Annotated in this window: 8 protein-coding genes; 1 reads left to right on the top strand and 7 read right to left on the bottom strand. The window is 62.1% G+C overall.

Annotated elements, in window-relative coordinates:
• Positions 1 to 379: 379 nt before the first annotated feature.
• The 5 genes from JQC81_RS31740 to JQC81_RS31720 all read right to left on the bottom strand — a co-directional run bounded on the left by JQC81_RS31740 (position 380) and on the right by JQC81_RS31720 (position 4567).
• Entirely contained in the window at positions 380 to 724 is a 345-nt protein-coding gene (locus tag JQC81_RS31740; RefSeq protein WP_312887627.1) for a RidA family protein, read from the bottom strand.
• Positions 721 to 2247 (bottom strand): NAD(P)/FAD-dependent oxidoreductase, encoded by a 1527-nt coding sequence (locus JQC81_RS31735; protein ID WP_203275753.1) that lies wholly within the window; start codon positions 2245 to 2247, stop codon positions 721 to 723. Before JQC81_RS31735 ends, JQC81_RS31740 begins: the two co-directional genes overlap by 4 nt.
• Positions 2244 to 2552 carry a (2Fe-2S)-binding protein gene (locus tag JQC81_RS31730; protein WP_203275752.1) on the bottom strand — a complete coding sequence of 103 codons (309 nt, stop codon included), beginning with the start codon at positions 2550 to 2552 and terminating at the stop codon, positions 2244 to 2246. Before JQC81_RS31730 ends, JQC81_RS31735 begins: the two co-directional genes overlap by 4 nt.
• Positions 2533 to 3666, bottom strand: a complete 1134-nt coding sequence (locus tag JQC81_RS31725) for an NAD(P)/FAD-dependent oxidoreductase (RefSeq protein ID WP_203275751.1) — start codon at positions 3664 to 3666, stop codon at positions 2533 to 2535. The genes JQC81_RS31730 and JQC81_RS31725 overlap by 20 nt, the downstream gene beginning before the upstream one ends.
• A gap of 64 nt (positions 3667 to 3730) precedes the next feature.
• A complete protein-coding gene (locus tag JQC81_RS31720; protein WP_203275750.1) occupies positions 3731 to 4567 on the bottom strand; it encodes a lysine/arginine/ornithine ABC transporter substrate-binding protein in 837 nt (278 codons plus the stop codon).
• A gap of 47 nt (positions 4568 to 4614) precedes the next feature.
• Between JQC81_RS31720 and JQC81_RS31715 the strand changes: the two genes are divergently transcribed.
• Positions 4615 to 5622 carry a LysR family transcriptional regulator gene (locus JQC81_RS31715; RefSeq protein WP_246520828.1) on the top strand — a complete coding sequence of 336 codons (1008 nt, stop codon included), beginning with the start codon at positions 4615 to 4617 and terminating at the stop codon, positions 5620 to 5622.
• Between the two features lie 155 nt (positions 5623 to 5777).
• Here JQC81_RS31715 and JQC81_RS31710 read toward each other — a convergent pair whose 3' ends face one another.
• A complete protein-coding gene (locus tag JQC81_RS31710) occupies positions 5778 to 6155 on the bottom strand; it encodes a hypothetical protein (RefSeq protein ID WP_246520826.1) in 378 nt (125 codons plus the stop codon).
• Positions 6156 to 6333: 178 nt separating this feature from the next.
• On the bottom strand, positions 6334 to 6516 hold a 183-nt coding region (locus JQC81_RS31705), incomplete at its 5' end, for a hypothetical protein (protein ID WP_203275748.1).

Below are 6516 nucleotides of genomic sequence, written 5' to 3'. Positions count from 1 at the left end.
CAAGGCCGGAGGCACGCGCAGCGGTCAAGAATGCCTTGGCACCGCCGCAGGCGGCGGGCTGAAGGCCCGTTCTTGACGGCGAGCATGCCGAAGGCACTTCCGCCTGCCCTCGCACTGGACATGTCCACGACGCCTAAGTTGCTGAAGCCAGAGCCATATTGGATCGGACCTAAAGCTAAATGGAACCTGTCGCGGCATCTTCTCTTGTTGGCTGAGAGTTCCCGATAAGCTGCCGTGCAGGATGCACGGGGCGAGGCGCTCGGAGTCTAGGACAGCGCAAAATTCGATCATAACAAAGGGGACGCTGACGATCAGCGGCCCGAAGCTCGGAGCCTGTCGCCCCTTGAGAACATCTGTCGGGGGAGGTGCTGGTCCTGGTTCAGCGGGCTGCCGTGATCATGATTTCGACAAGAGTATCTTCGCCAAGGTCCGCAACGCCAACAGTGGCGCGGGCCGGAAAGTCCTTGGGATCTAGCCACCGTTTCCAGGCGGCATCCATCTCCGGCTTGCGGTTGAGATCCGTCAGGAAGATAGTTGCAGACAGTAAGCGCGATTTGTCCGTACCAGCGGCGCTCAGGTACTGGTCGAACTTGGCGAAGATTTGTTCGGTCTGCCCCTCCAGTCCGACCGACAGATCGTCCGCGACCGTTCCGCCGACGAAGACTAGGTCGTTGTGCACGACAACACGATGCATGATCGGCGTTTGAATATGGCGTTCCGTCACTGAGGCTTCCTTTCGTTCAAGTCTGCGGGATGGTGCGTATCGGCGAGGTCGGCCAGAACGGCGACTTTCGCTGTTTCTGTTTGCGGCAGGGCGGCGAGTTCGTGCAGCCTCAATGGCTTGATCGGGAACCGCAGCCGGTAATATCCGATCTCCGACGGATGCTTGCTGCGCTCGTCTGCGATCAGTTCGGTCACGGTCAGCCCGCAGAGCCTGCCCTGGCATGGGCCCATGCCGCACCGGAGAAACACCTTCATCTGGTTCGGACCGCCTGCGCCTGCGCTCACGGACGCCCGGATCTGTCCGGCTGAGATCTCTTCGCAGCGGCACACGATAGTGTCCGGGTCTTGCGGCACCCGGAACGCCTTGGCGGGCCGATACAGCTCATCCAGAAACCGCCTGCCCCGCATGGCCCGTGCGAGGGACGTTCGGAGGGGAACAGCAAGTCGATCACGCTCGGCCGGTGCGACGAGACCAAGACGGGAGGCGCAGCCCAGCCCTGCGATCCGCCCCTGGATCGCCGCCGCCTCGGCCCCCCCGATGCCGGTCCCATCGCCCGCAAGGGCAAGACCGGCGACCGAGCTTGCAGACCATTCGTCGACCTGCGGGCGGAACGTGAGCTGTGCCTCGTCCCATTCATGAGCGCAGCCGGCGGAATTCGAGAAATTGACGTTGGGGACCACGCCCTGGTGGAGCAGAAGGAGATCCGCAGCCATGCGATGCTCACGGCCTCCAGCCCCCCAGACAACTTCCTTCAGTCCCCCCTCGCCTTCCGCCGCCAACGCGGAAACCCAGCGGATGACCCGGGTGCGGCGCTGCACCGTTTGGAGCAGCTTCAGTCCCTTGGCCAGATAGGGTGAGACCAGAAAGCCCCGGGCATGGCGAAAGGCCCGAAGCCAGTTCTCCCTCGGCGTCGTGTCGAGAACGGCCGATACAGTTGCCCCCGCTTCGATCAACTGCGCTGCAAGTAGATAGAGAAGCGGACCCGTTCCCGCGATCACGACCTTTCCGCTCGGGACGAGGCCCGATGTCTTGAGGGCAATCTGGGCAGCTCCCGCGGTCATGACGCCAGGAAGGGTCCAACCCGGGATCGGGAAGGGGCGCTCCAGGGCTCCCGTGGCGAGCACCACCTGCCTGGCCTGGATGAGACGCGCCACACCATTCGATGAGAGCCCGACCTCATGGCCAATGGTTTGTCCGGCATCCCCCTGCAAAGGCTGGATGCTCCAAGCGGTCGTGGCCGGCGCATACTCAGCCTCCGAACGGAGGAAGTCCTCGGCGATGCTCCGCCCGCGCCAGTAGTCCTCGCCCAGTCTCTGCCGGTCTACCGGCTGCGCCAGGGTGATGGCGCGATAGATCTGGCCGCCGGGTGTCCGGTTCTCGTCGACGAGGAGCGTCCGTGCGTTGGTCCCCGCAAGCGTCGTTGCCGCCGACAAACCTGCCGGCCCCGCCCCGACGACGATCACGTCGTATTCATCAGCGAGATCCGCAATCCCACGTTCTGTACTGACCCTACCTTTTGTCATTGGGCAGGCTCCGGTGTCAGAGTCCGCGAACCGCGCTGGCTCTCCACCCTCATTCCCTCCTGCACTGTCACGAGACATCCCTGGCGGTTGTCCATGCCGTCAATCCTGACCAGGCACTCGAAGCACACGCCCATCATGCAATAGGGTCCCCGCGGTGCCCCCGAGACGGGTGTCGTGCGGCAGGCGCGGACGCCGGCAGCCAGCAGCGCCGCGGCGACGCTGTCGCCCGCAGACGCCGTGATTGGCCGCCCGTCGAAGGTAAAGGTGATTTCGCCCGAAGCGCGATCAGACAGACGCCGGAACACGGAACCTCCTGGTCGAGAAAACAGCAACTTCCTTCGGGATCGTCCCTGTGGCGATGTAGTCTGCCAGCGAGAATGCATGCTGAGGAGCCAGAGTGACGCCCGAATGCGCCATGGCGACGAAGGCGCCGGGGCAGGTCTCCGATTGCTCGTAAACAGGCGAGCCATCGGGTGTCATGACGCGGAAGGCCGTCCAGGTCCTGACGACATTCAGGTCACCGAGCAGCGGGAACATCCGGATGGCCCTGTCGGCCATAACGGAGGAGATGGAATGATCGACCCTGAGGCTCGAGCCATCCGCCTCCTCGCTGTCGCCGATCATGACGCCGCCCTCGTCGGTCTGACGAACCGTGACGACAGGATAGCGCAGGAAAGGAGCGGCCTTCTCGGTGACGATAATCTGTCCGCGGCTCGGCTTCATCGGAGCCTCAAGCCCCACCATCGGCGCCAGGCGCGCATTGCCGAGTCCTGCTGCGAGGACGACTTTTGCAGCTCTCATTTCGCCCCAGGCTCCCGTCAGCGCAAAGCCACCGGCCCGCGGTTCAATTGCGGTGACCGCATGATCTGCCCGGTAATCAACGCTGTGTGCCTTCAGCGCGGCATGCAGAGCCCGGAACAGGCGCAGGGAGTTCACGTGCCCATCGAGGGGACAATAGATCGACCCGCTCACATCAGGCCCGGTCGCAGGCATCCGAGCCTTCGTCTGCGCATGATCCAGGATCTCGTAGGGATAGGTCACGGTACCGGGCTGGTTGTGCAGGCGCGCCATCATGTCGACATTGGCCTGGAGCTCGCGGTCCGACAGACAGAGCGTGAACCCGCCCGGCTGGTCGAGGCCGACATTGATGCCCGTCTCGGATCGGAGCTCCGCGGCCAGCCGGGGCCAAGCCTCCGCCGAGGCCTTCGTCCAGGCCGCATAGGCCGGAAAGCCAATTCCCTTGCCCTGCACCCAGATGAGGGCGAAGTTCGCCCGCGAAGCCCGCAGGGCGACATCACCCTCGTCTAGGACGCAGACCCGCAGCCCCTGCCGGGCCAGTCCCCATGCGACGCAGGCTCCCATGAGGCCGCCGCCAACGATGGCGACATCGGGCTCTTGGTCTGATTGGTGATGGGTCATGCGGTCGTGTTCGCCAAAGGCGAGGCGCGCCTGGGCCGCCCCGCCGCTACGATGGATCTTGGGCTCAAGGCGCGATGTCGACCTTGAACCACTTCATGCTGAGCGCCTTGATCGTGCCGTCAGCTGAGGCGGCTGCAATGGCCTCATCAAACTTCTTCTTCAGGTCCGTGTCCTCCTTGCGGATGCCGACGCCGATGCCGGGCCCAAAGGGGCCGCCGAGGAGCGTGGGACCTGCGAGCTTCATATCTTTCATTTCTGGCTTGGCGATTGTCGCAGTCAGAACCGTCATGTTCGCCAGGATGGCATCGATGCGGCCAGCAACGAGGTCGAGGTCGTGCTGCTCGGTGGTTTTGTATTCGCGGATCTCGACCAGCCCTTTGAGGTACTGGTCGGCGAAGGCCGAAGCCGTTGTGGATCCCTGAACTCCAACAGTTTTGCCTTTCAGGGCCGGTGCCATCGCGGCGATTGTGGCCTTGCCGGTGGCCTCGTCCGCTGTCAGGTTGATCCTCTTGCCGTCGCCCGGCAGCTTGGCAAGATCTCCAGTGGCACCGACGGCGAAGGTATTGATGGGAAGGGCATAGGCTCGGGAGAAGCTCATCACCTCCTCGCGCTTCGGCGTGATGCTCATGCCGGCCATGATGGCGTCGTACTTCTTGGCCTGCAGCGCCGGGATGATGCCATCCCAATCCTGAGCTACAATCTCGCACTTCACCTTCATGCGGGCGCACAGGTCGTTGGCGAGGTCGATCTCAAAACCCTCAAGCTTGCCACCCGCGCTCGTGAAGTTCCAAGGAGCATAGGCGCCCTCAGTGGCGATCTTGACCGTCTTCTCCTGCGCCACTGCTCCACTCGCTGCGACGGCCAAGCCGAGAACGGCGCCCAGAACTTTCAACGTGCTCATGTCCTCATCCCCTCGTCTGATCTTTTAGTCTAGCAGTGGCCGGCTCCATGCCTGCCGAAGCGACATCGCAACAATCGGGCAGCTCTTTTCATAAGGTCAAATCAGATTTAATTAGACTGGCATGTTTTGAAGTTATGCTGCGTTGGAGCCTTATGGAAATTAGTTCACGTCAGATCGAAGCGTTCCGTGCGGTCATGCTCACAGGCAGCATCACGAGCGCTTCCGAGGCGCTCTTCGTCACCCAGCCCGCCGTCAGCCGGCTGATCCGAAGCTTGGAGGAATCGACTGGCCTGATCCTGTTCGAGAGGCGCGGCAACCACGTCGTGCCGACCGCCGAGGCGACCGCGCTGCTCGAGGAGGTTGAACGGTCCTTTGTCGGATTGGCACGGATCGGGGCGTTCGCTCAGGCGCTTCGGGCGCAGACTGCCGGTTCGCTTCGGATCGCAGCGATGCCGGCCTTGGCCGGAAGCATTCTCACCCGTTTTGTCGCCAGGTTTTCGGTTCAGCGGCCGGATGTCCATATTACGGTTAGCGGGGTTCCCTCGCATCTTGTTCTCGACGCAGTCGCAAGCGGTCAGGCCGACTTTGGCTATGCGGATAGTCCACTCGATCGGGCCGGACTCGAGATCGAGACCATTCCGGTCGCGGCCGTTGCCGTCATGCGAAAAGACCACCCGTTGGCCCGACGCCGATCCATCAAGCCAGCAGATCTCAGAGGCGAGCGTTTCGTGGGGATCGGACCAGGGACCTTCTTTCGATCTCGGATCGATATGACTCTCGCCGATATTCCACGCACGATCTCGCTTGAGACCCCCTTATCCCACATCGCTTGCCTGCTCGTGGCAGAAGGCGGCGGGATCAGCTTGGTCGATCCTTATTCGGCAGCTGAATTTCTGGACAAAGGAATCGTCGCGAAGCCATTCACGCCGTTCATTGATTCCGGCTTCGTTTCATTGCGATCACGTCAGCATTCGACCTCTGCACTGGCCGTGACGTTCGTGCGTGAGTTTCGCGAGTATGTTGACCGCTTGCATGACTCTCGAGTTCTGCGCTGAAACAAATCGAAGTTTCCATGAGCGCGCTCAGAGAGACGGGAAATGCCCGCGCTCAAGTGATCTTTGCGCACAAGCGGGGCCGCATTACGGACAGACATTTCGGGTGGAGCAACCAAAATCAGGATCGCGGGGTTATATGCTGCCTCCCGATTGTCCTATGAGCAGTCAGTGCCCATAAGCGTCATGAAGGCTACTGTCAGGGTTCGCTCCAGCTCCGACGTCAGCGGTGTCGGGTTGGCTCTGTTCCACGCTCGCTGACCGCGCTGGACGAAGCTCTTGCGCTTGCGCTTGGCGTCCTTGGACAGATGCACAGCCAGGGACTCGAAGCTTCGTCGGAGTTGAAGTTCCGTCCTCTTCCTGGATGGGAGGGCAGCCTCCGCGGCTCCCGCAGCGGCGATGTCGTCCGGCGTTGGATCGGGATGGCGGGCCAGTGCATCATCCTCAATCTGGAGGAAGGCTCTGTGCTGTGCTGCATCGCACTCCCTCAGACCTGGCGTGTGTTCGAGGAGGTATGCCTCGCGGGCCTCTTCCAAATCGTCTCGCCTGTGCTTGGCCAAGGAAGGCTGGTTGCTCGGACTGTTTGCCATTGTGTGTCTGCCCTTCTACCTTCTGCCCTTCCAAGAGAAGGCAAGTTGCGGCGTAGTGCTGGAATCAGGGGTGGGTTCACCTCTGCTCGACTTGCCTTTGTGCACTGTTCTCTAGGCCGAGAGACTATCTCGACCAGTTGTCATGACCAACTGCAAGTGCACGCAATGTGATGTCGCCAGCGATTTTGGCGAGATCGAAAGCTGCCGGTGTTGGCTCAAACGACTCCAGTGGGAAGAACACGTCGTTCCGGTCGAACAGCACGAGCGTGTAGGGCGCATCGGCCTTGTCCTGCTCTTGTACGAGAGA

This window comes from Microvirga arabica (genome assembly GCF_016811235.1).
Taxonomy (GTDB): Bacteria; Pseudomonadota; Alphaproteobacteria; order Rhizobiales; family Beijerinckiaceae; genus Microvirga; species Microvirga arabica.
The sequence above is the reverse complement of the archived record's forward strand: the minus strand, read 5'-3'. Positions and strand labels throughout refer to the sequence as shown.